23 protein-coding genes are annotated in these 25,720 nt (G+C 75.2%); 17 read left to right on the top strand and 6 right to left on the bottom strand.

Annotated features, from left to right (window positions below):
- Position 1 precedes the first annotated feature (1 nt).
- From narH to narI, 3 genes are read left to right on the top strand one after another with little or no spacing between them, the layout of a single operon-like run.
- A complete protein-coding gene (gene narH / locus ACH4ZX_RS26255; RefSeq protein WP_398277392.1) occupies positions 2–1,525 on the top strand; it encodes a nitrate reductase subunit beta in 1,524 nt (507 codons plus the stop codon).
- The gene (gene narJ / locus ACH4ZX_RS26260; protein ID WP_398277395.1) at positions 1,522–2,277 is read left to right on the top strand and encodes a nitrate reductase molybdenum cofactor assembly chaperone; all 756 of its coding nucleotides are present in this window, start codon (positions 1,522–1,524) and stop codon (positions 2,275–2,277) included. Before narH ends, narJ begins: the two co-directional genes overlap by 4 nt.
- Positions 2,274–3,011 (top strand): respiratory nitrate reductase subunit gamma, encoded by a 738-nt coding sequence (gene narI / locus ACH4ZX_RS26265; RefSeq protein ID WP_398277398.1) that lies wholly within the window; start codon positions 2,274–2,276, stop codon positions 3,009–3,011. Before narJ ends, narI begins: the two co-directional genes overlap by 4 nt.
- Before the next feature lie 69 nt (positions 3,012–3,080).
- Here the strand turns inward: narI and ACH4ZX_RS26270 are convergent, their stop codons facing one another.
- Entirely contained in the window at positions 3,081–4,949 is a 1,869-nt protein-coding gene (locus ACH4ZX_RS26270) for a PAS domain S-box protein (RefSeq protein WP_398277522.1), read from the bottom strand.
- A gap of 440 nt (positions 4,950–5,389) precedes the next feature.
- Here ACH4ZX_RS26270 and ACH4ZX_RS26275 point away from each other — a divergent pair, with 440 nt between their 5' ends.
- The 3 genes from ACH4ZX_RS26275 to ACH4ZX_RS26285 all read left to right on the top strand — a co-directional run bounded on the left by ACH4ZX_RS26275 (position 5,390) and on the right by ACH4ZX_RS26285 (position 7,472).
- Complete coding sequence (locus ACH4ZX_RS26275) at positions 5,390–6,109, top strand: CBS domain-containing protein (RefSeq protein WP_398277401.1); 720 nt, start codon at positions 5,390–5,392, stop codon at positions 6,107–6,109.
- Between the two features lie 269 nt (positions 6,110–6,378).
- Positions 6,379–6,891: a hypothetical protein gene (locus ACH4ZX_RS26280; RefSeq protein ID WP_398277404.1), complete on the top strand. Its 513-nt coding sequence runs from the start codon at positions 6,379–6,381 to the stop codon at positions 6,889–6,891.
- Positions 6,892–7,073: 182 nt separating this feature from the next.
- Positions 7,074–7,472 carry an Hsp20/alpha crystallin family protein gene (locus ACH4ZX_RS26285; RefSeq protein ID WP_398277407.1) on the top strand — a complete coding sequence of 133 codons (399 nt, stop codon included), beginning with the start codon at positions 7,074–7,076 and terminating at the stop codon, positions 7,470–7,472.
- A gap of 71 nt (positions 7,473–7,543) precedes the next feature.
- Here ACH4ZX_RS26285 and ACH4ZX_RS26290 read toward each other — a convergent pair whose 3' ends face one another.
- Genes ACH4ZX_RS26290 through ACH4ZX_RS26300 form a run of 3 tightly spaced genes read right to left on the bottom strand, consistent with a single transcriptional unit; the run spans position 7,544 to position 11,717 of the window.
- Complete coding sequence (locus tag ACH4ZX_RS26290) at positions 7,544–8,200, bottom strand: potassium channel family protein (protein ID WP_398277410.1); 657 nt, start codon at positions 8,198–8,200, stop codon at positions 7,544–7,546.
- Positions 8,197–8,856 (bottom strand): potassium channel family protein, encoded by a 660-nt coding sequence (locus ACH4ZX_RS26295; protein ID WP_398277413.1) that lies wholly within the window; start codon positions 8,854–8,856, stop codon positions 8,197–8,199. The genes ACH4ZX_RS26290 and ACH4ZX_RS26295 overlap by 4 nt, the downstream gene beginning before the upstream one ends.
- Positions 8,853–11,717, bottom strand: a complete 2,865-nt coding sequence (locus tag ACH4ZX_RS26300) for a cation-translocating P-type ATPase (protein ID WP_398277416.1) — start codon at positions 11,715–11,717, stop codon at positions 8,853–8,855. The genes ACH4ZX_RS26295 and ACH4ZX_RS26300 overlap by 4 nt, the downstream gene beginning before the upstream one ends.
- Positions 11,718–12,436: 719 nt before the next feature.
- Between ACH4ZX_RS26300 and ACH4ZX_RS26305 the strand changes: the two genes are divergently transcribed.
- Positions 12,437–12,871, top strand: coding sequence for an avidin/streptavidin family protein (locus ACH4ZX_RS26305; protein ID WP_398277419.1), 435 nt, complete (start codon positions 12,437–12,439; stop codon positions 12,869–12,871).
- A 50-nt stretch (positions 12,872–12,921) separates the two neighbouring features.
- A complete protein-coding gene (locus ACH4ZX_RS26310) occupies positions 12,922–14,016 on the top strand; it encodes a hypothetical protein (RefSeq protein WP_398277422.1) in 1,095 nt (364 codons plus the stop codon).
- Between the two features lie 109 nt (positions 14,017–14,125).
- Here the strand turns inward: ACH4ZX_RS26310 and ACH4ZX_RS26315 are convergent, their stop codons facing one another.
- On the bottom strand, positions 14,126–14,986 hold the full coding sequence (locus tag ACH4ZX_RS26315) for a CBS domain-containing protein (RefSeq protein WP_398277425.1): 861 nt from the start codon (positions 14,984–14,986) through the stop codon (positions 14,126–14,128).
- Between the two features lie 250 nt (positions 14,987–15,236).
- Between ACH4ZX_RS26315 and ACH4ZX_RS26320 the strand changes: the two genes are divergently transcribed.
- From ACH4ZX_RS26320 to ACH4ZX_RS26360, 9 genes are read left to right on the top strand one after another with little or no spacing between them, the layout of a single operon-like run.
- Complete coding sequence (locus tag ACH4ZX_RS26320) at positions 15,237–15,752, top strand: hypothetical protein (RefSeq protein ID WP_398277428.1); 516 nt, start codon at positions 15,237–15,239, stop codon at positions 15,750–15,752.
- Positions 15,725–16,651 carry a hypothetical protein gene (locus ACH4ZX_RS26325; protein WP_398277431.1) on the top strand — a complete coding sequence of 309 codons (927 nt, stop codon included), beginning with the start codon at positions 15,725–15,727 and terminating at the stop codon, positions 16,649–16,651. Before ACH4ZX_RS26320 ends, ACH4ZX_RS26325 begins: the two co-directional genes overlap by 28 nt.
- Complete coding sequence (locus ACH4ZX_RS26330) at positions 16,635–18,077, top strand: V-type ATPase 116kDa subunit family protein (protein WP_398277434.1); 1,443 nt, start codon at positions 16,635–16,637, stop codon at positions 18,075–18,077. Before ACH4ZX_RS26325 ends, ACH4ZX_RS26330 begins: the two co-directional genes overlap by 17 nt.
- Positions 18,074–18,499: an ATP synthase subunit C gene (locus tag ACH4ZX_RS26335; protein WP_360760260.1), complete on the top strand. Its 426-nt coding sequence runs from the start codon at positions 18,074–18,076 to the stop codon at positions 18,497–18,499. Before ACH4ZX_RS26330 ends, ACH4ZX_RS26335 begins: the two co-directional genes overlap by 4 nt.
- 1 nt (position 18,500) lies before the next feature.
- Positions 18,501–18,857 (top strand): hypothetical protein, encoded by a 357-nt coding sequence (locus ACH4ZX_RS26340; protein WP_398277437.1) that lies wholly within the window; start codon positions 18,501–18,503, stop codon positions 18,855–18,857.
- Positions 18,854–19,429 (top strand): hypothetical protein, encoded by a 576-nt coding sequence (locus ACH4ZX_RS26345; RefSeq protein WP_398277440.1) that lies wholly within the window; start codon positions 18,854–18,856, stop codon positions 19,427–19,429. The genes ACH4ZX_RS26340 and ACH4ZX_RS26345 overlap by 4 nt, the downstream gene beginning before the upstream one ends.
- A complete protein-coding gene (locus ACH4ZX_RS26350; protein ID WP_398277443.1) occupies positions 19,417–21,267 on the top strand; it encodes a V-type ATP synthase subunit A in 1,851 nt (616 codons plus the stop codon). The genes ACH4ZX_RS26345 and ACH4ZX_RS26350 overlap by 13 nt, the downstream gene beginning before the upstream one ends.
- Complete coding sequence (locus ACH4ZX_RS26355) at positions 21,264–22,667, top strand: V-type ATP synthase subunit B (RefSeq protein WP_398277446.1); 1,404 nt, start codon at positions 21,264–21,266, stop codon at positions 22,665–22,667. The genes ACH4ZX_RS26350 and ACH4ZX_RS26355 overlap by 4 nt, the downstream gene beginning before the upstream one ends.
- Positions 22,668–22,671: 4 nt before the next feature.
- Entirely contained in the window at positions 22,672–23,298 is a 627-nt protein-coding gene (locus tag ACH4ZX_RS26360; protein ID WP_398277449.1) for a V-type ATP synthase subunit D, read from the top strand.
- Between the two features lie 444 nt (positions 23,299–23,742).
- Here the strand turns inward: ACH4ZX_RS26360 and ACH4ZX_RS26365 are convergent, their stop codons facing one another.
- The gene (locus ACH4ZX_RS26365) at positions 23,743–25,089 is read right to left on the bottom strand and encodes a phosphoribosyltransferase family protein (RefSeq protein ID WP_398277452.1); all 1,347 of its coding nucleotides are present in this window, start codon (positions 25,087–25,089) and stop codon (positions 23,743–23,745) included.
- Between the last annotated feature and the right edge of the window lie 631 nt (positions 25,090–25,720).

A 25,720-nucleotide genomic window follows, 5' to 3' on the forward strand; every position in this document is an offset into this window, starting at 1 on the left:
CATGCGCGTCATGGCCCAGATGGCGATGGTGATGAACCTCGACAAGTGCATCGGCTGCCACACCTGCTCGGTCACCTGCAAGCAGACGTGGACCAACCGCACCGGCGTCGAGTACGCCTGGTTCAACAACGTCGAGACCAAGCCCGGCGTCGGCTACCCCCGCCGCTACGAGGACCAGGAGCAGTGGAAGGGCGGCTGGATGCTCGACAAGCGCGGGCGGCTCGTCCTGCGCTCCGGCGGCCGCGTCAAGCGCCTGCTGTCGCTGTTCTCCAACCCGGACCTGCCCGCCATCGAGGACTACTACGAACCGGTCACCTACGACTACGACAACCTCGTCAACGCCCCCGCCGGCCAGGACATCCCGGTCGCCCGCCCCCGCTCCGTCCTCACCGGCCGGCCCACCGCCATCACCTGGGGCGCCAACTGGGAGGACGGCCTCGGCGGCGCGCCCGAGAACGCCGGCGGCGACCCCAACCTGACGGGGGAGTGGGCCGAGAAGGTGAAGTTCGAGTTCGAGCAGACCTTCCTCTTCCACCTGCCCCGCCTGTGCGAGCACTGCCTCAACCCGGCCTGCGTGTCGGCCTGCCCGTCGGGCGCGATGTACAAGCGCGTCGAGGACGGCATCGTCCTCGTCGACCAGGACAAGTGCCGCGGCTGGCGGATGTGCGTGACGGCGTGCCCGTACAAGAAGGTCTACGTCAACCACGCCACCGGCAAGGCCGAGAAGTGCACCTTCTGCTTCCCGCGCATCGAGGCCGGCCAGCCCACCGTCTGCTCCGAGACCTGCGTCGGCCGGCTGCGCTACCTCGGCCTGCTCCTCTACGACGCCGACCGCGTCGGCGAGGCCGCCGCCACCCCCGACGAGCAGGACCTGCTGGACGCCCAGCGCGGCGTCTTCCTCGACCCGCACGACCCCGAGGTCGCCGCGGCGGCACGGGCGGCCGGCATCCCCGAGGACTGGCTGGCGGCCGCCCGCCGCTCCCCGGTGTACGACCTGGTCTCCCGCTACAAGGTGGCCCTGCCCCTGCACCCGGAGTACCGCACGCTGCCCATGGTCTGGTACGTCCCGCCGCTCTCCCCCGTCCTCGACGCGGTCACCGCGGCGGGCGGCGACCAGGACGACCCCGACCACGTCTTCGCCGCCGTCACCCGGCTGCGCATCCCGCTGGACTACCTGGCGAGCCTGTTCACCGCCGGAGACACCGACGTGGTGGCCGGCGTACTGATGAAGCTCACCGCCCTGCGCTCCTACATGCGGGAGGTGACGCTCGGCGAGACCGGCGACGAGGACGCCCTGAAGGCCGTGGGGCTCACCGCCCGCGAGGCGCGGGACCTGCACCGGCTGCTCGCCGTCGCCAAGTACGAGGACCGCTACGTCGTCCCCGCCGCGCACAAGGAGGACGCCGCCGCCCTCACCGCGATGGAGAACCGCTGCCCGGTCGAGTCCTCCGGTGAGCCCTCGGAACGCCGGGTGATGCTCGGCATCCCCACCCTGCGCCGTACCCGGACGGGAGAGTCCGCATGAGCCCGCTGTCGGCCACCGTGCCCGCGATCGTCCGCACCCGTATCCGGGCCGCCGTGCGCCGCCGGCCCGCGCCCGACCCGGTCGCGCCCGAGGACCGCGGTCTGGTGCTGCGGCTGATGTCCCTGATGCTGCAGTACCCGGACGCCGAACTCGTCGCCGCGCGGCCCGCCGTGGCCGCCTCCGTCGCGGCCCTGCCGGCCTCTCCGACCGCCGCCGAACTGGCCGCCTTCGCCGACTGGTTCACCGGTCAGGAGCCCGACGCGCTGGAGCGGCACTACGTCGAGACGTTCGACCTGCGCCGCAGGAGCAGCCTGTACCTGACCTACTACCTGCACGGCGACACCCGCCGCCGCGGCATGGCGCTGCTGGCCCTGGCCCAGCGCTACAAGGCGGCCGGCTGGGACACCGACGGCGGGGAACTGCCCGACCACCTCCCGGTCGTCCTGGAGTTCGCCGCGCTCACCGGCCCGGGCCCGGGCGAGGCCCCGCTGCGCCAGCACCGGCGCGGGCTCCAGCTCATCCACCGGGCGCTGGGCGACGCGGACTCGCCCTACCGGCACGTCCTCGCCGCGCTGCTCACCCTGCTGCCGCCGCCCACCGAGGCCGACGAGAAGGCGGTCGCGGAACTGGCCGCGCAGGGACCCCCGAACGAGGACGTCGGCCTCGACCCGTACGGCGAGCTGTTCGCCCCGCCCGGCACCTTCGTCCCGCCCGCCCCCGCCCCGCCGACGACCGTGGAAGGTCACCGATGAACGTCTCCGGCACCGATCTGCTCCTCTGGGTCGCCTTCCCCTACATCTGCCTGGCGGTGTTCGTCGCCGGACACATCTGGCGCTACCGGCACGACCAGTTCGGCTGGACCTCGCACACCAGCCAGCTCCTCGAACACCGCTGGCTGCGTTTCGGCAGCCCGCTGTTCCACCTCGGCGCCTTCATGGTGATCGCCGGACACGTGATGGGGCTCGCGGTGCCGGCCTCCTGGACCGAGGCGGCCGGCATGTCCGAGCACGCCTACCACACCACCGCCGTGGTGGGCGGCTCCGTCGCGGGCGTCGCCATGGTCACCGGCCTCGGCATGCTGTGCGCCCGCCGGCTGCTGACCCGCCGCATCCGGATCACCACCGACCGCAGCGACAAGGTCCTCTTCCCGCTGCTCGCCGCGGCCGTGGTCCTCGGCATCACCGCCACCGCCACCCACAACGTCTTCGGCGGCGGCTACGACTACCGGGAGACCGTCTCCGTCTGGTTCCGCGGCCTGTTCACCCTCCAGCCGCAGCCCGACGCGATCTCCGGCGCCCCGCTGCTGTTCCAACTGCACGCGCTCACCGCCTGCCTGCTCTTCGCGGCCTGGCCGTTCACCCGGCTCGTCCACGTCTGGAGCGTGCCGCTCGGCTACCTGACGCGCCCCTACCTGGTCTACCGCCGCCGCTCCGGCACGACGACCCCGCTCGCACCGCCCACCCGCGCCCCCGAAGAGGTGCGCTGACCGCCGCCGGGCACGAGGCCGTACGGCCGCGGGCAGCCGCCCGCGCGGCACCTCGCGCGGCACGCCGCGTCACAGCCGGAGCGTGAACCAGGTCGTCTTGCCCTCGTCGGTGGGCCGTACCCCCCAGCTGTGGGCCAGCGCCCGCACCAGGAGCAGGCCCCGGCCCGACTCCTCGTCCTCACCGGCGAGGCGCGGCTGGGGCAGGTGCGGGCTGCGGTCGCTGACCTCGACGGTCAGGTCGGTGGCCGTGCGGCGCAGGTGCAGGCCGATGGGCCCCTCCGCGTGCCGCACGGCGTTGGTCAGCGTCTCCGACAGCAGCAGGAGCGCCTCGTCGGCGGCTTTGGCGCAGTCCCACGAGGTGAGCGCCTTGTGGAGGAACTCCCGCGCCTCCGGCACGGAGGACGGCAGGGCCGGCAGGTCGGTCGTCAGGGCGGCCAGGGGCGCGGCCGGCAGCCTGGCCAGCAGGAGCGTCACGTCGTCGTTGTGGCTCTCCGCGTCGGGCAGCAGACTCGCCAGCACATGGTCGGCCGCGCTCTCCAGGCACGGCGTGCCGCCGGTGAAGTAGTCGTCCAGGACGACGGTGAGTTCACCGACCCGGACCTCTATGTCGCTGCCCGGCGTCTCGATCAGGCCGTCGGTGTACAGCACGAGCGTCGCGCCCGGCGGTATCGCCGTGCAGGACTGCTGGAACAGCACGCCGCCCACGCCCAGCGGCGCGTTGACCGGGGCCAGCAGGCCGCGGACCGTCTCGTCGGCGCCCGCGACGAGCACCGGCAGGTGCCCGGCCGAGCAGACCGTCACCGTCCCGGCGTCCGGGGCGATGACCAGGTAGCAGCAGGTGACGAGCTGGTCCGGCACGTCCAGGTCGGCCACGCAGGTGTCCAGGGCCTGCATCAGCTGCCTGGGCTGCATGCCGGTCTTGGCGAGCGCGTGCGCCGCCGAACGCAGCTGCCCCATCACGGCGGCGGCCTCCAGCCCGCGGCCCATGACGTCGCCGATCAGCACCCCGACCCGGTCGGCGCCCAGCGGCACCAGGTCGAACCAGTCGCCGCCCACGCCGGCGCCCTGGGTGGCGGGCCGGTAGCGGCTGGCGGTGGCCAGGCCCGGCAGGGCGGGAGGGGTGCCCATCAGACTGCGCTGCAGGGTGAGGGCGATGTGCCGCTGCTGCTCGTACAGGGCGGTGAGTTCGGCCTCCGCCTGCTTGCGGTCGCTGATGTCCCGCACTATGGCACACGCCCCGACCACGGTGCCGCCGGCGTCCCGGGTCGGCCACAGGGTGACGTCGACGTCGAGCAGGGCTCCGGTGCTGGTGACCCGCAGCGTCTCGAAGTGCTCGACCTTCTCGCCCTGCCGCAGCCGCTCCAGCAGTACGAAGACCTCTTCCGTCAGCTCGGCCGGGGCGAGCATGGACACGTGGCGGCCGATGGCCTCCTCGGCGGTGTAGCCGTACAGGTTCTGCGCGGCCGCGTTCCAGTAGGTGATGTACCCGTCGAGGGTCTTGGCGAGGATCGCGTCCTGCGACGACTCCACCAGCGCCGCGAGTTCGTTGATGCGCGCCTCGGCGGCCTTGCGGTCGCTGACGTCGCGCACGGCCGCGGACACCAGCAGCCCCTCCGCGGTCTCCAGCGGGCTGAGGCTGATCTCGACCGGGAACTCGGTGCCGTCCCTGCGCAGCCCGTGCAGATCCAGGCCGGCCCCCATGGGCCGCACCTGACGGTTGGCGGCGTAACCGCCGCGGTGGAAGGTGTGCTGGGCGCGGAAGCGCTGCGGGATCAGCAACTCGACCGGACGGCCGAGCAGTTCACCGCGCGGATAGCCGAAGAGGGCCTCGGTCTGGGCGTTGACGAGCCGGATGGTCCCGGTGTCGTCGACGATCACCATGGCGTCCGGCGCCGCCTCCAGCAGCCCCCGGAACCTTTCTTCGGCCCCCCGAGGCATGTCCTCACGGACCTCGTGGACCTCGTGGACCTCGCTGACCTCGTGCACCTGACGTGCTTCGCGGAGCCCCGCGCCGCACGGGCAGCGCCGCAGCCCGTCCGCTGCCGAGTCCTGCTCCGCTTCGACGAAGTCGGCCACCTCCGTCTCACCTCCACCCCTCCGATGATCAGGACAGCTCAGCGCCTCCCTGCCACGGACACGCCGGAATGTCGCCTACTGTCCGTATGCTGTCCTGTCCTGTGCGTGAGGGTTTCGCGGTCGCTCGGTAACCATTCGGCGGTCGCTCCGCCGACGGTTGCACCGCAGTCCGCGGGAAGTGTCCACGGGATCCCCGGTCGGGGCCACTCGGCCCATGCCCGGCGCGTCCCCGTGGCCCAGCCTGAAGACGGGCGCTCACGCGCACCGCGCCACCCCGCGTCCGAGCCACGCCGGAGGACACCATGTACGGCACCCCGCACACCGTGAGCGATGTGATGACCCGCACCGTCGTCGCCGTGACGGACGGTGCCCCCTTCAAGGAGATCGTCCGGGCGATGCGCCGCTGGCAGGTCAGCGCCCTTCCCGTACTGGACGACGCCCACCGTGTGGTGGGCGTCGTCTCCGAGGCCGACCTGTTGCCCAAGGAGGAGTTCCGGGACGACGACCCCGACGTCTACACCCGGCTGCGCCGCTCGCCCGACCTGGCCAAGGCCGCCGCCCGGACCGCCGGGGAGCTGATGACGGCGCCGGCCGTCACCGCCCGGACCGGCGACACGCTGGCGCAGGCGGCCCGGGCCATGGCGCGGGGCGGCGTCAAACGACTGCCGGTCGTGGACGAGTCGGGTGTGCTGCAGGGCGTCGTCAGCCGTTCCGACCTGCTCGGCGTGTTCCTGCGGACCGACGAGGACATCGCCCAGGAGGTGCGCCACGAGGTCGTCGCCGCGCTCTTCCCCGACCAGGCGGAGCGGGTACGGGTACGGGTGCGCGAGGGCGTCGTGCGGCTGACCGGACGGGTCCGCGACACCACGCTGGTGCCCGTCGCCGTGCGTCTGGCCCGGGCCGTGGAGGGCGTGGTGGACGTCGACTGCGCGCTGCTGGGCCCGCCCCGCCGGGTGGACCTCGACCCCGACCTCCCCGACGCCCCCGACACCCCCGGCGAGCAACCCGCACGGCCCGCCTGACCGCCTGGTCCGCGGACCGCTCGCCGGTACCGTTCGGTCCGTGTGCCGGGCCGGGCGGGTCATGAGGCGTGCCCCAACGTCCCGGCGATCGCCCCGGTCGGCCCCTGACCCTCGGGCGGCCGGACGTGAGACGTTGCAAGCGGGGGAACGGAACCTGACGCGGCACGCGCGAAGGGGTGTCTCCCATGAAGAAGGCGCGTCCTACCCGGTCGGTGAAAGTACGGTTCTGGCGCTGGCGGCGGAACCCGCTGCGGCGCCACAGTGACCGCGTGGAGTCCTGGATCGTCCTGGCCGCCTGGCTCCTCGCCCTGCTCGCGGCCCTGTGCACCGGGCTCGCGGTCGGCGGGTGGGTGACGGACGGCCTGGCGGCGCGACGGGCGAACGCCCACCCCGTGTCGGCGGTCCTCACCGACGACGTCCCCAGCGCCCCGGCCATGACCGGGTACGGCTCCGACGGGACCGTGTGGGCGAAGGTGCGCTGGACGGGCGCCGACGGCGCCACCCGCACGGACCGCGTCAAGGTCGACCCCGGCGAACCGGCGGGCACCCGGGTCACCGTCTGGCTCGACCGCACGGGCACCCCGGTCACGCAGCCCCCGAGTGCGACGGAGGCCCGGGTGCAGGCCGCGCTGCTGGGCGTGCCGGCGAGCCTGGGCGCCGGAGCCCTCGTGCTCGGCGGCGGGCGGCTGGCGCGCGGCCGGCTGGACCGGCGGCGGTACGAGGAGTGGGCCGCGGAATGGGAGCGGATCGGCCCCCAGTGGAGGAAGCGCATGCTCGGCTGACCGGGTTGACCGGGTTGACCGGGTTGACCGGGCTGACCGGGCCGACAGGGCCGACCGGGTCCCGTACTGGGCCGGACGGCCCACGCGTCCGCCGGGCCGCGGTAGGAGCCTGGGAGGGAGCGGACGACGAAAACCACGAAGAAGATGACGAAAACCACGAAGACGACGAAGAGGAGGGAGACATGAGCAGCATGATCGAGCGGCTGCCCGGCTGGTCCACGCTCCCCGACCCGTTCGGCTGGGTCGAGGCGCCGGGCACGCACGGCATTCGCATCGAGGAACAGATGAAGGACGGGGCGTACGTGCTGCGGGCGGAGCTGCCGGGCATCGACCCCGCCGAGGAAGTCGAGATCACCGTCGCCGAGGACGTTCTGACGCTGCGGGCCGAGCGGAGCGAGGAGAAGACCGAGAAGCACCACTCGGAGTTCCGCTACGGCACCTTCACCCGGTCCGTCCGGCTGCCGGCCGGCGCCAGGGGCGACGAGGCGACCGCGGAGTACAAGGACGGTGTGCTGACCGTCACGGTGCCGGTGCCCGAGAAGGCGGCGGACACCAAGACCATCCCCGTGCGGCACGTCTGAGCGCTGTCCCGCGCTGAGCCGCACCTGGTGCGCGGCCGGTGGACCCACCGGCCGCGCACCCGCGTCCGCGGTCACTGGAAGACCGCGTGGACCTCGCTCTCCGTGGCGGTGTGCGAGACGATGAGGAGTTCGTCGCCCTCCCGCAGCCGCAGATCCGGTGCGGGCGCCAGCGGCTCGCCGCCGCGCACGACGGCGGTGACGACGATGCCCGGCGGGACGGCGAGCTCTCCCAGCGTGCGGCCGGCCGCACGGGAGTGCGTGGTGATGGTCGTCTCGATCACGTCGACGCCCGCCTTGCTCAGGCGCAGCAGGGCGACGGTGTCGGTGGCGCTGGTCGCCTCCTCGATCAGGGAGATGAGGGGCGCGGCGGCCGGGACGGCGGTGTCGACGCCCCAGTGCGGGGTGAACATCCAGGCGTTGTCCTCGTCGTTCACCCGGGCGAGCACCCGGGCGACTTTGAACTGGCGTTTCGCCAGGAGGCTGATGACCAGGTTGTCCTCGTCCTCGCCGGTCGTGGCCACCAGCAGGTCGGCGGCGCCCGCACCGGCGTCCTCCAGGACGCCCGGCTCGCAGGCGTCCCCCCAGTAGAGCTCGGCGGGCACGTGCCCGCCGAGCTCGGCGACGCGTTCGTCGTCCCGGTCGATCAGCGTGACGCGGTTCTGCGCGGCGCCCAGCACCTGGGCGATCTGGGTGCCGAGGCGGCCCGCCCCGGCGACGATGACGTTCATGTGCCCAGCTCCTTGTCCAGGAAGCCGCGCAGCCGGCCCAGGGCGTCGGCGGCGACGGCGAACGTGACGAGATCGTCGGCCTCGGCCGGGGTGTGGTGCGTCGGCAGGAACGACCGGCCGCCGCGGGTCACCTCCACGACCCGGATCTCGCCGTCGACCTCCAGCTCGCCCAGGTGCCGGCCGGTGAGATAGGCGGGCAGCCGGGAGCGCAGCAGCAGTGTCTCGCCGTTGCCGAAGTCGAGTTCCGGGGTGAGGTGGCGGTGCAGCAGCATCTGGTGCAGCTGGTGCACGGTCCAGCGCACGCTCGCGATCGTCGGGATGCCCAGGTCGCGGTAGATGTCGGCGCGCCGGGGGTCGTAGATGCGGGCCAGCACGATCGGCACCCGGTAGGTCTCCTTCGCGGTGCGGGCGCTGACGATGTTGGTGTTGTCGCCGGAGGTCACGGCCACGAACGCGTCGGCCAGCTCGATGCCGGCCGCCTCCAGCACGGTGCGGCTGAAGCCGTTGCCGGGCAGGAACTGACCGGAGAACCCGGCGGGCAGATGACGTCGCGTCTTCGGCTCGCGGTCGATCACCCGTACGTCGTGGCCCTCGTTGACCAGCTGGGCGGCGAGCGCGGAACCGACCCGGCCGCACCCCACCACGATGACCCTCATGGCGTCTCCTCCTTCTCGTTCCCGGCGGCTTTCTCGGCGGGCTTCCCGGCGGCCTTCCCGGCGGGGGCGGGGGTGCGGCGCACCCACCACTTGCGGGTCTCCTCCGCGGTCAGAAGCAGCATGCCGAAGCCCGCCAGGACGGCCCAGTCGGCGAGTGCGAGGGGCGCGGTGTGGAACACGTCCTGCAGCCAGGGCGTGTAGCTGATGGCGGCCATCAGGAGGATGCCGAAGCAACCGGCCGCGATCAGCCGGGGGTTGGAGAACAGCCCCACCGTGAACACGCTCTGCCGGTCCGTCCGCACGGCCAGCGCGTTGAAGAACTGGCTGACCACGATCGCGGCCTGGGTGAGCGTGATCGCCTTGCGGTAGGCGGGATCGCCGCTGGTGAAGTCGGCGAACGGGATGCCGGCGGAGTGCACCTGCCAGAAGAAGACCGTGCACACGCCGATGGACTGCACGAGCCCCAGGAACACGAACCGGCGCACCAGCTCGGCGGAGAACAGCCGCTCGCGGCGGGAGCGGGGCGGGCGGTCCATGGTGTCCGGCTCGGGCGGCTCCGCGCCCAGCGCGAGGGCCGGCAGCACGTCGGAGCCGAGGTCGATGGCGAGGATCTGGATCGCCGTCAGCGGCACCAGGGGGAACCCGGCGAAGGTGGCGGCCAGGATCGGGGCGAGCTCGGCCAGGTTGTGGCTGAAGAGGTAGGCGAGGAACTTGCGGATGTTGCGGTAGACCGACCGGCCCAGCTCGACGGCCGCGGTGATGGAGGCGAACGAGTCGTCCAGCAGCACCATCACCGAGGCCTCACGGGCCACGTCGGTGCCGGTGGCGCCCATGGCGACACCGATGTCGGCGTGCTTGAGCGCGGGCGCGTCGTTGGCGCCGTCCCCGGTGACGGCGACGACCTCGCCGCGTGCCTGCAGGGCGGCCACGACGCGCATCTTGTGCTCCGGGCTGACCCGGCACAGCAGCAGCTGACCAGACCCGGCGAGCAGTCCGTCGAGCGCGTCCGAGTCCATGGCGTCCAGCCGGGAGCCGGTCACCACGGTGGGGGAGGGGTCGGTGACGATGCCGACGCGGCGGGCGATCGCCTCCGCCGTCAGCGGGTGGTCACCGGTCAGCATCACGATGCGGATGCCGGCCCGGTGGCAGGCCCGCACCGCCTCGGACACCTCGGGCCGGGGCGGGTCGAGCATGCCGATCAGGCCCAGGAACGTCAGCCCCGCCTCGGCCTCCTCCGCCGTGCCCGGCACCGCGTCGACCGGGCGCACCGCGACGCCCAGCACCCGCAGTCCCCGCCCGGCCATCTCGTCGTTGGCGGCGACCACCGCGTCCCGCAACGGTGCGGTGAGCTCCTCGTCGCCTCCCGCGTGGCGCACCCGGGCGCACCGGGCGAGGAGTTCCTGCGGGGCGCCCTTGACGCACAGCAGGCCGCCCCGTGACGTCCGGTGGGCGGTGCTCATCAGCTTGCGCACGGGGTCGAAGGGGAACTCCCCGATCCGCGGGGCCGCCTCCTTCTCCGCCGCCGTGTCCAGCCCCGCCTTGGCCGCCGCGACGAGGATCGCGCCCTCCGTGGTGTCGCCGAGCACCCGCCAGCCCTCGGACCGCGCGGGCGGCACCAGCCTGGCGTCGGTGCACAGCGCCCCCGCCCGCAGCAGCGCGCGCACCCCGTCGGCACCGGCGACCTCGCCGACCGGGGCGTAGCCGACGCCGGAGACCGCGTGCGAGGCACCGTCGCTCCACAGCTGCGTCACGGTCATCTCGGCCTGGGTGAGCGTGCCGGTCTTGTCGGTGCAGATGACGGTGGTGGAGCCCAGCGCCTCCACCGCCAGCAGCCTCTTGACCAGCGCCTGGCGGCGGGCCATCCGCCGCACGCCGATGGCCAGCGACACCGACAGCGTCGCGGGCAGCCCCTCGGGCACCAGCGCGACCATGACCCCGAGGGCGAACACGAACGCCGACACCAGCGGCTGCCCCGTCTGCAGGCGCAGGGCGAACACGCCCGCGCCGATCGCGACGGCCAGCGCCGCCACGCGCCGCGCCATCACCGCCACCTCGCGCTGCAACGGCGTCTTCTGCTGCGGCGCCTCGTCGGTGAGGCGGTAGATCCTGCCGAACTCCGTCGCCGCGCCGGAGGCGTACACGACGGCCTTGCCGGAGCCGGACACCACCGTGGTGCCCATGAAGACGCAGTTGCGGGACTCCAGCGCGGTGTCCGCGGCAGTCTGTTCGCTCACCCGGCCGACGGCCGAGCTCTCCCCGGTCAGCGGCGCGTTGTTCACCGACAGGCCGTGGGCCTCGACGACCCGGCAGTCCGCGGACACCGCGTCCCCGGCCTCCAGGGCCACCACGTCGCCGGGCACCAGCGCCCCCGACGGCAGCTCCAGCCGCTCCCCGTCCCGCAGCACCCGGCACGTGTGCGGCACCATGGCCTGCAGGGTCTGGGCGGTGCGCTCGGCCGAGTACTCCTGCACGAAGCCGATCACCGCGTTCAGCAGCACCACGCCCAGGATCGCGAAGGCCAGTTGCAGGTTCCCCACGTCGCGCGGATCCTGCAGCGCGTAGGCGAGGAACGTCAGCGCCGCCGCGACGATCAGGACGACCGCGAACAGATCGGTGAACTGGGCGGCGAAGCGCCGCCACATCCCCTTGCGGCGGGGCCGCGGCAGCTGGTTGGGGCCGTAGTGCTCCAGGCGGGCCGCGGCCTCCGTGCCGGACAGGCCGCGGACCGAGGTGCCGTACGCGCCGAACACCTCGTCCGGACGCAGTCGCTGGACCGGCGCCGACGAACCGTCGGGCCGCGGCAGGGACTCCCCGGGGCGGGGGTGACCGGCCGGAACGCTCGCGGTGAGATGACTCGGCACCGTACCCCCTGGCTGGACGGCAACTCTCCGTTCCAGCCTGGACCGGCGAAGATCGTGTCGCCAGGGGCCACCCGGCCCACGCCCGGGGTCGGGCAGGCCAGGCGGGCACGGCAGGCCCGGACACGCGAAGACCCCCTGGAGACGACGCTCCCGGGGGCACAGACGAACCTGCGAGGTGGGCTCCCTTCGCCGGCATGGTCCGGATCAGGTTGTGGAGGTCGCCGTCCGGTCTCTCGACCATCCGGCCTCTCAGCCCACCCGTCTGCGGCGTCCTCTGACAGGGGCGGTGACTCCCCTGCTCGGGAACTGCCGTTCCGGGCGGACTCCCTCGCTCGCCCCGCAGGCTGATTCCAGCCTACGTCCGCACGAGTGCGGCAACAGGGCTGTTCGGGCCGGCGGGGGTGGGCCGTTCGGCCCCGCTTCCGACGGCGGGTGGGCCGTTCGGCCCCGCCGCCGGCGGCGGGGACCTCTACGGCCGGCGCGGGCGGTGCGACGCTCCGAGGCAGCCGCCGGGTCCCGGCCGGCGGCGGGGTGGGGCCGGGCAGGACTCCAGGTCAACCCGGCCGGGCCCGGGCCCGGGGACGTTCGGCCCAGTGCACGGGGGTGCGCGCGGGGCGAACGATCGAAGCAGGGGCGAAGCATGGGCGGAAGCCCGGTGGGCTCCCGGCCCGACCAGGCCGGCACGACAAGCCGTGCGCCGGCAGGAACAGGAGCGAGCGATGAGCATCAGTGGTGACTGGTACAACGAGGTCGGCTCGCACATGAGGATCACGGTCGACCCCGTCGGAGGAATCAGGGGGACCTACATGTCGGCCACCGGCCACGCCGCGGGTGCCTACCCGCTCGTCGGCCGCTACGACACGGCCGACTTCCCCGACCACGGGACCACCCTCGGCTGGACAGTGGCCTGGCACAACGAGCGCAGCGACGCCGCGTCGGTGACCAGCTGGAGCGGTCAGTACCACAAGGAGGGCGGAGAGCGGATCTGCGCCACGTGGCTGCTCACCGCGTCCGCCAATCCGGCCAACACCTGGGAGGCCACGGCCGTCGGGCAGGACGTCTTCACGCGTGAACGGCCGTCCCCCGAGCGGATCGCCGACCACGTCCGGCAGAACCGGACCGTCTCCCACCCGCACCACGCCGGGGAGCGGTAGTCCGGGCAAGCCATGAGTGCGCGCGAGGCGCGCAGGTGGGGAGGCAGACCATGGTGAGGATCCCGCCCGACGAGGCGCTGAACGCCCGGCTGGCCCGCTGGGTGGCGGAGGGACTGCTCGACGCCGGCCAGGCGGAGCGGATCGAGGCCGCCGAACGGACCCGCGCGGCAGAGGGCGCCGATCAGGCCGGTGCGGCCCAGACCCGTACGGGCAGGGCCGGTGCGGCCCAGACCCTTACGGGCGAGGCCGATGGCGCTCAGACCCCTGCGGCCGGAACGCATCCGGCCGGCCGGGTGCCGCTGGTGGTCGAGGCGCTGGGCTATCTGGGGGCCGCGATGGCGGTCGTCGCCGGGTTCCTGGCGGCGGACCGGCTGTGGCCGGACATCCCCACGGGCGCGCAGCTCGCCCTCGCGGCGGTGGCCGCCGTCGTCCTGGGCGTCGCCGGCGCCCTGCTGCGCGATGCGGCCGAACCGGCGTTCGTGCGGCTGCGCGGTGTGCTGTGGCTGGCGTCCACCGGCTCGGTGGCCGCGTTCGCGGGCGTGCTCGCCGTCCGTGTCGGAGACTTCTCCCCGCAGGTCACGGCACTGACGACCGCCGGTGCCGCGACGGCGTACGGCATCGTGCCGTGGCTGGTGAGGCCCGCACCGCTGCAGCAGCTGGCGGTGTTCGCGGGCACCGCGGTCACGCTCGCCGCGGGTATCGAATGCCTCGGCGACGACGTGCCGTTGTGGGTGCCGGGGGTCGGTGTCTGGCTGCTGTCCGCGCTGTGGGGCGCCGCCGCGCACCGCGGCCATGTGCGTCCGCGGGAGACCGGGTATGTCGCCGCCGCGCTCGGTCTGCTGGTCGGCGCGCAGCTGACCATGAACCTCGCCGCCGGTCACCTCCTCGCCCTGGCCACCGCCGGCGCGCTGCTCGCCCTGGGCGTGGCCCTGCGCAGGGTCTGGGCGCTGCTGCTCGGCGCCTTCGCGACCCTGCAGACGGTGCCGCAGACGGCGGAACGCTACCTTCCGGGATCGCTCGCGGCACCGCTGTCGATCCTCGTCGTCGGCGCGGTCCTGCTGGTCCTCGCCCTGCTGCTGGCACGCTGGTCGAGCAGGACGGCAGGGACACCCCGGCCACCCCGGTCGCCTCGCGCCGTCCGCTGACCCCCGCGGCCCCGCGCGCGGCCCCGTCTCCCGGTCGTCACCGCGGCCCCGTCCCCCGGTCGTCACCTCCTCGTACGACCGGGGGACGGGGCCCCGCGCTTCCGGCTGCTCACACCGCGATCAGGTGGTCCACCACCTCCACCACGTCCGGGATCCCCGCCACCGACTCCGTCAGCCGCGGGACCACCTCCGCGTCCAGCGAGCCGCTCAGCGTCACCATCCCGTTGCGGACCTGTACGTCCACCTGCGCCGGGTCGATCCCCAGCTCCTCCTTCATGACCTTGGAGACGACCTCCTCGCGGATGGCCGCGTCCTCCCGCACCAGGGCGTGCAGCAGCTCGCTGCGGCTGACGACGCCGACGAGCGTGCCCTTGTGGTCCGTCACGTAGATCTGCCGGATCCGGGAGTGGGCTGCCGTACGGGCCGCTTCGAGCACATGGGTCCACGGGTGGACGGTGAGCGCCGGTGCCGTCATCAGCGTGGCCGCCGTCCCGCCGTCGCCCCCGGGGGCCTGCCGTCGGCCGAACAGCCGCTCGAACGTGCCGGGCCGCTCGTCCGATGCGAGGGAAGCGGCCCGCGCGAGCAGATCGGACTCCGCGATCACCCCGATGACGCGCTGGTCGGCGTCCACCACGGGCGCGGCGCCGACCTGCTCACGGGCCAGCAGCCGGGCGACCTCAAGGAAGGGCGTGTCCGCGGAGATCCCGGCGACGGTCCGTCGCATCACGTGCCGCACCTGGAGCTCCGGGACAGGGATCGCGTGGGCCGCGGGCTGTACGGCCGCACGTGCGGCGGCGGTCGTGGCCGGCTCCCGCGCCGCGGCCTCCGCCGACTGCGACGCCATGGCCTGCAGGTAACGCACCATCAAGTCCTGGCGGAACTCCTCCGCCGGTTTCGGGGCCAGGCCCGGTACCGCACGACGGGCCTCAGCCGACGCCGTACCGGCTTCGCGTGCGTCTCGGTCATCCATGGCAACCTCCGGCCGTACGCAGAGTCGAGAGTCCTCCGAGGCCACCTTCCCGCCCCTGTGGCCGCGACCACAGGGGCCGCACGGCCCCTTGCCCAGGTCAACCGGCCCCTGTGGACACCCCGCGCCACCTCCGTACCGTGGAATGCGAGGACATCCGAGGACAAGAGGACATCCGAGGACAAGGGGACAACCCGGGGCGAGAGGGCATCCCGAGAGGGCGAGCGGTCATCGAGCGGGCCGGGAGGTGCTCATGCCGGACTTCCGCGCGTTCCTCGCGCGTTTCCGGCCGGCCGGTTCACCCGGTCCGGCGGCCGCCGGTGCCGTTCCCGCCGACCGGTCCGCCGAACTCGCGGCCGAACTGCGGGCCCCGCTCGCCGCGACCGACGCCGCCGCGGCCGAGGCCGCAGCGATCCGCGAGGCCGCCGCCCGCGAGGCCGCGCGCCGGCGCCGTGTCGCCGCCGAGCGTGCCGAACGCATCGTGCGCTCGGCCCAGGAGCGGGCCCTCGACGTACGCCACGAGACCGCGGCCCGCCTCCGCCAGGAGGCCGCCGCCGAGGCCGCCCGCGCGGACGCCGCCGCCGAACGAGCCGTGGCGGACCTGCGGCAGCGGGCGCGCGCACGCATGCCGGACCTGGCGGCGCGGCTGGCGGCCCGGGCGACGGACGAACTGACCGGCACGCCGGACACCGAGGACGCCGGGAAACGCCCCGAAGCACCAGCACCACACCGGGAGACGCCATGGGCGCAGGGTGGGTCGCGGGAGTGACCCGGGCCGAAGCCATGGCCGCCGGGCGGGCCGGACCCGACACGGCACGGCGCCTGGCGGCCGCGCCGAGCCTGTCCGACGCACTGCGCGAACTCGCCGGCACCTTCTACCGGCGCGGACTCGACGTGACGGCCGGCGCCGCCGACGCGCAGCGCGCCGTGTCGGAGGCCTTGGTGTGGCAGCTGCGGGTGCTCGCCGGATGGCAGCCGCGGCCCGGCACCGTCGCCGTACGCCTGCTGGCCTCCGCCTTCGAGATCGAGAACACCCACCACCACCTGCGCGCCCTGTCCGGCGGGCCGCGTCGCGCCCCCTACCGGCTGGGCGCGCTGTCGACCGCGTGGCCGCGGCTGTCACGGACCACCTCCCCGGCCGGGCTGCGCGCCGTGCTGGCCACCTCCGCCTGGGGCGATCCCGGAGCCGAGTCACCGGCCGCCGTGGTCACCGGCATGCGGCTGTCGGCGGCCGCCCGGACCGCCGCGAACGTGCCGCGGGCCGCCCGCTGGGCGGCGGGCCAGGCCGCGCTGCTGGTGGCCCGTGAGGTTCATCTCACCGGCCGGCGGCTGACCGGACCCGCCGGGCGGCACGCCGCGTCGCTGCTCGGACCGGCCGCCCTGCGCGCGCCGTCGTTCACCGGCTTCCGTGACCGGCTGGCGGCCCCGGCCCGCTGGGCGCTGGCGGACGTCGAACGGCCGCAGGACCTGTGGCGGGCCGAGGCCCGCTGGTGGCCCGCGGTCGAGGGGGAGGCCCTGGGGATGCTGCGCCGGGCGCGGCTCGACGCCTCACCCGTCGTGGCCGCGGCCGCCGTGCTGGGCGTCGACGCCTGGCGGGTCCGCGCCGGCCTGGAGTGCGCCGCCCAGGGCGGCCGGGCGCTGGAGGCGTTCGATGAGCTCATGGGCTGACTCCCTGACCCCGGCCCGGATGCGGCGGGTGGCCGTCGTCTCCCCGCGCGCGGCGCTGCGGGACACCCTGGTGCGGGTCGCCGACGCGGGCTGCGTCGAACTGGACCACGCCGACGACGCCGACCGCGGCGCCCCGGGCCCCGCCGCCCGCCGGCTCCAGGCACTGGGCGCGCGGCCCGCCCGGCCGCTGCTGTCCGCCACGGAGCCCGACCTCGACGCGCTGCGGCGTCAGGGCCGGGCCGACCTGCTGGCCGGCGAGGCGGAACTGGAGGCCCACCGGGATGCGGCCGTGCTGCACGGCGACGTGGCCGCGCTCGCCGGCTGGTGCCCCGCCGCCGACGTGCCCCGGCTCGCCGGCCTGCTCGCGGACGTCGGAGGCGCCGTGGTGCCGCTGCGGCCGCCGCGCGGAACCGACCCGCCGACCCGGCTGGCCGAGCACGGCACGGTCCGGCGCTCCCTGGTGCCGCTGGTGCGCACCTACGGGACCGTCCCCTACGCCGACGTCGACCCCACCCTGCCCGCCGGGATCGCCTACGTCGTCATGTTCGGGATGATGTTCGGCGACGCCGGCCACGGACTCCTGCTCCTCCTCGGGGCGCTGCTGCTGCGCTCCGGCCGCGTCCGCCGCCTGGCGCCCCTGCGGAAGGTGTGGCCGTTCCTGGCCGGTGCCGGGGTGACCAGCATCCTGGCCGGCATCGCCTACGGGGAGTTCTTCGGCCCCACCGGCGTGCTGCCGGTGCTGTGGCTGAACCCGATGGACCAGCCGCTGCGCCTGCTGGGCAGCGCCGTCGCCCTCGGCGCGGCCCTGCTCTCCCTGGCCTACGCGGCGGGCATCGTCAACCGGTGGCGCGAGGGCGGCCCGGGCCGTGCCCTGTACGCCTCCTCCGGCATCGCCGGGAGCGCCGTCTTCCTCGGCCTCGGCGGACTCGCGGGCGGCGTCGCGCTGCACACGCCCGCGCTCCTGACGGCGGGCGCGCTGCTCGCCGTGACCGGACTGGCGCTGGCCGGCACCGGTCTGTACACGGCGTCCGGAGGCGGCGCCGCGGGCGCCCTGCAGACCGGCATCCAGCTGTTCGACGTGGTGATCCGCATCGGCTCGAACACCGTCTCCTTCGCCCGGCTCGCCGCCTTCGGGCTGACCCACGCCGCACTCGGCGCCATGGTCTGGCAGGGCACCACGGCGCTCGCGGGATCCGGTCCCGCGGTGTTCGTCGCGGCGGCCGTCGTCTTCCTGGCCGGCAACGCGCTCGCCTTCGCGCTGGAGGCGCTGGTGGCCGGCGTCCAGGCCCTGCGCCTGGAGTTCTACGAGCTGTTCTCCCGTGTCTTCGACGCCGAGGGGCGGCCGTTCCGGCCCTGGCACGTACCCACGCGGACCGCCGAGCACGAGGACGTGCCCGCACCGCACAGCACGGAGGTGACGACATGATCGCTTGGCTGATCGCACTGCCGGCGCTCGTCGGGGCGTTCGCCGTGACGCACCGGCTGCTGCGCCGCCGCAGCAAGGCCGTGCTGCGGTCCGTCCTGGCGGCGGACGCGGCCCTGTTCGCGGGCGCCCTGGCGCTCCTGGTGGTCGGGCTGAGCGGCGGCTCGGCACACGCGGACGCGGCGACGACGGCGGCGGCGCAGAGTTCCGGCTCCAGCTCGGCGGCCCTCATCGGAGCCGCCATCGCGGTCGCCGGGGCCTCGATCGGCGCGGCCGTCGCCGTCGCGTACACCGGCGCGGCGGCGCTGGCCGCGCTGAGTGAACGCCCCGAACTCTTCGGCCGCGCCATGGTGATCGTCGGCCTCGCCGAGGGCATCGCCATCTACGGCCTGGTCGTCGCCATCCTCCTGATCGGGAAATCCTGACATGCCCGCCGACAACGACGCCCTGACCGGGCGCACCGCGCCGCATACCGGTTACGGCGCGACACCGCACGGAGTCGGCGGAGAGCCGGCCGCGCCAGAGGTCGCCGCCGCCGGGGCACCGGGGCTGCGGGACGGGCGGTCGCGGGTTGCGGCGATCGGGGAGTGGGTGCGGGTCGCGGGGCTGACGGCGGCCGGCGTCGACGTGTTCGCCGCGGAGGATCCGCCGGCGGTGCGCGCCGCCCGGGAAAGGATCCCGGCGGACGTGGGGCTGGTGATCATGACGCCCGCCGCGGCCGCCGCGCTCGGCCCGGAACCGTTCGACGACACCGGACCGCTCACCGCGGTGATGCCGTCATGAGCGCCGCCACGAGGCCCACGAAGCCCACGAAGCCCGTAAAGCCCGCGAAGCCCGCGCTTCCCGTCCGGGCCGACGCGGCCCTCGAGCCGGTGCGCGACCGCCTGCTGCGGGACGCCCGCGCCGAGGCCGAGGCCCTGCTGGCGGCGGCCGACGCGGACGCCGCCGCCGCGCTCCGCGACGCCGAGGTCCGGGCCGCCAAGATCCTGGCCGAGGCCCGGCGGCAGGGCGCGGCCGACGCCGAGAACGTCAGCGCCGCCGCCCGCGTCCGCGCCCGCAGGACCGCCCGGGCACGGGAGCTCGCCGCCCGCCGCGAGTGCTGGGAGGAACTGGGCCGGCAGGTCGTCCAGGGCGTCGAGGAACTGCGCGGTACCGACGCCTACCCGCGGCTGCGGGAACGGCTGACCGCGTACGTACGGCAGGCCCTGGGCCCGGACGCCGTGGTGACGGAGGCCCCCGGAGGCGGCGTGACCGGCGAGGCCCCGGGACGCCGCATCGACTGCAGCCTGGCCGCGCTGGCCCGCCGGGCGCTGGAGCGGACGGGCGTGGAGGCGGAGCGGCTGTGGACACCCTGACCGGCACCGGCACCCCGACCGGCGCCGGGTACGGCACCGGCCGCGTCCTGCGGGTCAACGGCCCCCTCGTCGAGGCCGAGGGCGTGGCCGGCACCGCCATGTACGACCTGGTCGAGCTGGGCGAGGCCCGGCTGCCCGGGGAGGTCGTCGCCATCCGCGACACCGTCGTCACCGTCCAGGCGTACGAGTACACCGGCGGCCTCGCACCCGGGATGCCGGTCCGTCCGCTGGGCAGGCCGCTGTCGGCGGCCCTCGGCCCCGGCCTGCTCGGCGGCGTCTTCGACGGGCTGCTGCGCCCGCTGGCGGACGCGGGCCCCTGGCTGGAGCCGGGCGCCGCGGGCCGCCGCTCCGGCGGGCCGGCGCGGCGGTGGGAGTACGTCCCCCTGGCCGCGGACGGCGACTTGGTCGCCCCCGGCGACATCCTCGGCGAGATCCGCGACGCGGGACCGGTGCCGGTGCGGGTGCTGGTGCCGCCCGGCTGCAAGGGAACGGTGGCACGACCCGTCGCGGCGGGCCGCCACCCCGAGGACGCGGTCGTCGCCACCGTCGTGGGCACCGACGCGGGCACCGACGCGGGCACCGACGCCGACACCGACGCCGGCACCGACGCGGGCACCGTCGTGGGCACCGACGCCGGCACAGACGTCCGGATGACCACCCACTGGCCGGTCCGCACGCCCCGCCCGGTCCGCGGACGCCGGGACGCCGGCCGCGCCCTGCACACCGGGCAGCGGGTCATCGACCTGCTCTTCCCGGTGGCGCTCGGCAGCACCGTCGCCGTGCCGGGCGGCTTCGGCACCGGCAAGACGGTGCTGCTGCAGCAGATCGCCAAGTGGTGCGACGCCGACGTGATCGTCTACGTCGGCTGCGGCGAGCGCGGCAACGAGATGGCCGACGTCATCGAGGAGTTCGGCGCGCTCACCGACCCGCGTACCGGAGGCCGGCTCGCCGACCGGACGGTCATCGTGGCCAACACCTCCAACATGCCGATGATGGCGCGGGAGGCCAGCGTCTACACCGGCGTCACGGTCGCCGAGTACTTCCGCGACATGGGCCTGGACGTGGTCGTCATCGCCGACTCCACCTCACGGTGGGCGGAGGCGCTGCGCGAGTTCGCCTCCCGCACCGGCGCCCTGCCCGCCGAGGAGGGCTACCCGGCGGGCCTCGCCTCGGCCATCGCGGCGTTCTACGAGCGCGCCGGGGCCGTCACCACCCTCGGCGGCCGCCCCGGCTCGGTCACCGTGATCGGCGCGGTGTCCCCGCCCGGCGGCGACATGGCGGAGCCGGTCACCGCCCACACCCAGCGCTTCGTGCGCTGCCTGTGGACCCTCGACCGCGATCTCGCCTACGCACGGCACTACCCGGCCGTCTCCTGGGCCGAGTCCTTCTCCCGCGACGCCGGCACCATCGGCGCCCACCACGCCGACACCGACGACCCGGACTGGCCCGCGCGCCGGGCCCGCGTCGCCGAGGTGCTCGCCGAGGCCGACCGGCTCGCCGATCTGGTCGACCTGGTCGGCATCACGGCGCTGCCCGCCCAGGAACGCGTCAGCGTCCTGGCCGGACGGCTCGTCCGGGAAGGCGTGCTCCAGCAGAGCGCCCTGTCCGCGCGGGACGCGTACAGCGGCCCGGAGAAGACGGCCGCGCTGGCCGAGGCCGTGCTGGCGGTGATCGCCCGCTGCCGCGAACTGGCCGACGCGGGGGTGCCGCCCGCCCGTATCGAGGAGGCCGACTTCTCGCCCGTGCTGCGCGCCCGCGAGGAGGCCGGCCCGCAGGACGCGGCGAAGGCCGGCGAACTCGGCGCGGCCATGCTCGCCCGGCTGGCGGAGGTGTCGTGAACGGGACCGGGACACCGGACTGGGTCCGCGTCGAGTACACCTCGGTGCGCGAGCTGCGCGGTCCCCTCGCCGTCGTCGACAAGGTCGAGGGGGTCGGCTGGGACGAGTTCGTGCTGTTCACCCTCGACTCGGGCGAGCGGCGGCACGGACTCGTGCTGGAGGTCGACCGCGGCACGGCCGTGGTCCAGGTCCTCCAGGACACCGGCGGCATGGACCCGGCGCGCGTCCGCGCCGCCTTCACCGGCACACCCCTGCGCGTCCCCGTCGGCACCGGCTGGCTGGGCCGGGTCTGCAACGGCCGCGGCGAACCCCTCGACGGCGGCCCGCCGGTGTTCGGCGCGGCCACCTCGGCCGTCGGCGGCAACCCGGTCAACCCGGTGCGCCGTGAGCCGCCCGCCGAGCCCGTGCTGACCGGCGTCAGCGCCATCGACGCGCTCACCACCCTCGTGCGCGGGCAGAAGCTGCCGGTGTTCTCCGCGGCCGGCCTGCCGCACCTGGAGCTCGCCGCCCAGATCGCCGCCCAGTCCACGGCCGGCGGACAGCCGTTCTGCGTGGTGTTCGCGGCGATGGGCGTCACCCACGCCGACGCCGCGTTCGTGCGCGACGCGCTGGAGGAACGCTCGGCGGCGGGCGAACTGGTGCTGCTGCTCAACACCGCCGACGACCCGGTGATCGAGCGCATCCTCACCCCGCGCATCGCCCTCACCGTCGCCGAGCACCTCGCCTTCACCGCCGGCCGCCACGTCCTGGTGGTGATGACCGACATGACGAGTTACGCCGAGGCGCTGCGCGAAGTGTCCGCCGCCCGTGGGGAGATCCCGGCGCGCCGGGCCTACCCCGGCTACCTCTACAGCGACCTGGCGTCCCTGTACGAACGCTGCGGACGCATCCGCGGGCTGCCGGGTTCGGTCACCGTGCTGCCGGTGCTGACCATGCCCGCGGGCGACATCACCCACCCCGTCCCCGACCTCACCGGCTACATCACGGAGGGTCAGGTCGTGCTCTCCCGCGACCTGCACGCCCGTGGCGTCTACCCGCCCGTGGACGCGCTGTCGTCGCTGTCGAGGCTGATGCGCAAGGGCGCCGGGCCGGGCCGTACCCGCGACGACCACCTCGACGTCGCCGCGCAGCTGCTGTCCGCGCTGGCCCGGGCGCGCCAGGTCAAGGAACTCGCCGACCTCGTCGGGCAGGCGGCGCTCGGCCCCGCGGACCGCGGCTACCTCACCTTCGACGAGGCTTTCGCCCACGGCCTGGTGGACCAGGGCAGCGCCGAACTGCGCACCCTGGAGCAGACGCTGGAACGTGCCTGGCAGGTGCTGCTCACCCTGCCGCGCAGCCAACTCGCCATGCTCCCGGCCGAGTTCCTCGACGCGCGCGAGCCCGCGCGGGGAGGCGGGTGACGCCATGGCCCAGCTGCGCGTGCCGCCCGGCCGTGCCGGACGGATGAAGCTGCGCCGCAGCCTGGACGCGGCCCGGCGCGGCGCGGACCTGCTCGACCAGAAGCTGCGCATCCTGCGCGCCCGCCACCAGGAACTGTCCGAGGCCGAGCGCGTCGCGCGGGAGCACTGGCACCGACGGCTGGACGAGGCGGAGTCGTGGCTGCGCCGGGGACTGCTCCTCGCCGGCGAGGAGGCCCTGGACACCCTCGCCCGCACCCGCCCGGCCGAGCTGGAGGTCTCCTGGACGTCCACGATGGGCGTACGGCATCCCGGGCACGCCACCTGCACGATCCCCGGACGGCAGCCGGGCGACCCGGCGCCCCCGAACACGGCGCTGGTGCACGCCGAGTCGGCCTACGCGGACGCCGTGCGCGCGGCCGCGGAGTACGCCGCCGCCCGAGCCGCGGCCCGGGCCGTCGGCGCCGAGGTCCTCAGCACCGGCCGCCGGGTGCGAGCGCTGCGCCGCCACTGGGTCCCCCGCCTGGAGGCCGCCGTCGCCCGCGCGGACGCGGCACTCGAACAGACCGAACACGAGGACGCGGTACGCAGACGCTGGGCAGCGGGCCCCCAAGAGCCACCCCCAGCCCCTTGACCGCCACCTGCCTCAACGGCGGCCTGGCGGCCTTCCGGCCTGGCGGCCTTCCGGCCTGGCGGCCTTCCGGCCTGGCGGCCTTCCGGCCTGGCGGCCTGCGGCCTGGCGGCCTTCCGGCCTTCCGGCCTGCGGCCTGGCGGCCTTCCGGCCTTCCGGCCTGCGGCCTGGCGGCCTTCCGGCCTTCCGGCCTGCGGCCTGGCGGCCTTCCGGCCTGGCGGCCTTCCGGCCTGGCGGCCTGCGGCCTGGCGGCCTGCGGCCTGGCGGCCTGCGGCCTTCCGGCCTGCGGCCTGGCGGCCTGCGGCCTTCCGGCCTGCGGCCTGGCGGCCTGCGGCCTTCCGGCCTGCGGCCTTCCGGCCTGCGGCCTTCCGGCCTGCGGCCTGGCGGCCTGCGGCCTGGCGGCCTGCGGCCTGGCGGCCTCCCCGCCGGTGTCAGGGACCGTAGCCGCTACTGCGCTCCGGGCAGCGACGTGCCGGCGTGTGGCAGGGGCAGGGGCAGGGGCAGGTGGGTGGTGAACCAGTCGCGGGCGGCTTCGGCGACCGTGGACAGGGTGCCGGGCTCGGGGAAGAGGTGGGTGGCGCCGGGGACGACGGCGATCCGGTGCTCGCAGTGCATCCAGTCGGCGGCGAGCCGGTTGAGGCTGAGGACCCGGGGGTCGGCGGACCCGACGACGAGCAGTGTCGGCGCCCGCACGTGCGCCAGGGCGGCGGGCGTGGCCAGGTCGGGTCGGCCGCCGCGCGAGACGATCGACACCACGTCGGCACCCGGCACGGCGGCGGCCTCCAGCGCGGCCGCGGCGCCCGTGCCGGCCCCGAAGTAGGCCACCGGCAGGCCCTTCTCGTGCCGCAGCCAGAGCGTGGCGGCGTGCAGGCGCTGGGCGAGCAGGCGGATGTCGAAGACGTTGTGCCGGTTCTGCTCCTCGTCCGCGGTGAGCAGGTCGAGCAGCAGCGTCCCCAGGCCGGCCCGGTTCAGCACGCCGGCGACGTAGCGGTTGCGGGGGCTGTGCCGGCTGCCGCCGCTGCTGTGCGCGAACGCCACGACCGCCGGGGCCGCTTCGGGGACGACGAGCTGTGCGGCCAGCCGCACATGCCCGGCGGGCACCCGCACCTCCACGTCCCCGTGCGCACCGGGGTCGAGCCGGGGCGCGGCCGCCGGCGCGGCGTGGGCGGCTCGCTCGAGCAGGGCGGTCACCTGCGCGTCGCCGACCCGGGCGAAGTCGCGGTACCAGGCGCCCACCGAGCCGAGGCGGGGCGGCCGTTGCAGGGCGATCACCTGGTCGGCCGCGTCCCGCAGCCGGGTGACGGTGGACTCGGGACCGACCGGCACGGCGAGGACCACCCGGGCGGCGTGCAGCGCGCGGGCCACCCGGCAGGCGGCCTCCGCGGTGGCGCCGGTGGCCAGCCAGTCGTCGACGATCACCACGGCCCGCCCCGCCACCGGCACGGGCGCGCGGCCGGCACGGTAACGCAGCGTCCGCCGGTCCAGTTCGGCCCGTTCGGACCGCTCCACGGCGGCCTGCTCGTCAGGGCCCAGCCCGGTACGGCGGACCACGTCGCCGTCGAGGACGCGCACCCCGGCTTCTCCGATCGCGCCGAAGCCGAGCCCCGGCTGCCGGGGCACAGAGAGTCTGCGCACCACCAGCACGTCCAAGGCGGCGCCGAGTTCCCTGGCCACCTCGTAGGCCACGGGCGCTCCACCGCGCGGCAGCCCCAGCACGACGACGTCCTGACCACGCAGGTGCGCCAGACGATGGGCCAGCCGCAGACCGGCCTCCGTGCGGTCCTGGTACCGCATGGGCACCTCCTCGTGCGCGTACCGCGTCGGCGGCACCCGCCTGCTCCCATTCGACCCCCGTTCCGGACGGCCCGGCAGGGGCGCACGGGTCCGTCCGCGGGGACCATCGGCCCGCGGCGCCGCCACCGCCGCCGACCCGCCGGGGAGACCGGACGGGCGGGAGGACACCCGGTCCCCGGCGCGGGCCCCTTCGGCCCATGCCAGGGCGTCGCGGGCCCCGCAGTCTGAAGGCACAGCAGCAGAGGGAGAGGACAGACCATGGTGGTCCCCACCCGTGTCGCGGGCCGGGTTGCCGACGCTGACATCGGCGCCGGCAACCCGGCCCGCGACGACGGCGCCGACGCGGCGGTCGGCGCCCGGCAGCGGGAACGGACCGCCGCGGGACCGCTGCCCCCGGCCACGCCGTTCGCCGAGTGCGACGGTGCCCCTGGCCGGCCGGCGGTCCCTGGAGCGGTCGCGGACCTAGCGGTCGCGCCCTGGATTGTCGGCACTCGCGCGGGACGTGGATGTGACGGACCTGCGGCACCCGGCCGGACCCACCGGCTCGCCCCGGCCGTCGCCGAGCCCCGGTGGGGGCGGTCGTACGCCGTGGGGCCGCAGGGTTCCGGAGCGGTTGCCGGGCCCCGGGCGC

It is taken from the genome of Streptomyces sp. NPDC020490, from assembly GCF_044335305.1.
In the GTDB taxonomy this organism is placed as follows: Bacteria; Actinomycetota; Actinomycetes; order Streptomycetales; family Streptomycetaceae; genus Streptomyces.